The organism is Aeromicrobium phragmitis (assembly GCF_003674095.1).
In the GTDB taxonomy this organism is placed as follows: domain Bacteria; phylum Actinomycetota; class Actinomycetes; order Propionibacteriales; family Nocardioidaceae; genus Aeromicrobium; species Aeromicrobium phragmitis.
The window spans coordinates 1-402 of record NZ_RDBF01000129.1; the positions used below are offsets into that span (position 1 = coordinate 1).

General features: G+C 71.9%; 1 pseudogene. It reads left to right on the plus strand.

Going from position 1 to position 402, the window contains the following annotated elements:
- Positions 1 to 402 (plus strand): annotated as a pseudogene (locus tag D9V41_RS17985) (DNA polymerase I); the annotation flags it as partial.

Below are 402 nucleotides of genomic sequence, written 5' to 3' on the forward strand. Positions count from 1 at the left end.
TCCTGCGGAACCGGCGGCTCAACGCGCTGGTGTGCGATCTGGACCTGCCTGCAGGGCCCACCGATCTCGGCTTCACCACCGAGTGGAACCGCGACGCCATCCACCGCGTGTTCGACGCCCTGGAGTTCTCCGCCTTGCGCGAGCGGTTGTTCGACTACCTCGGCGGCGGCGACGAGAAGGCGTCGGCCGACGCCGCTGTCGCGCTCGACCTCGCCCTCCCTGGGGAGGGGCAGGTCGGTGCCTGGCTCGACGAACACGCGGCAGCGGGCACCGTCGTGGGTGTCGACGTATCGGGCGTCTTGCGTCCCTCGGGTGCGCGGGCCGACACCATCGCCGTGGCCACCGCCGACGGCCACGGCATGTGGGTCAGCACCGACGCGCTGACGGTGCAGGACGACGCGG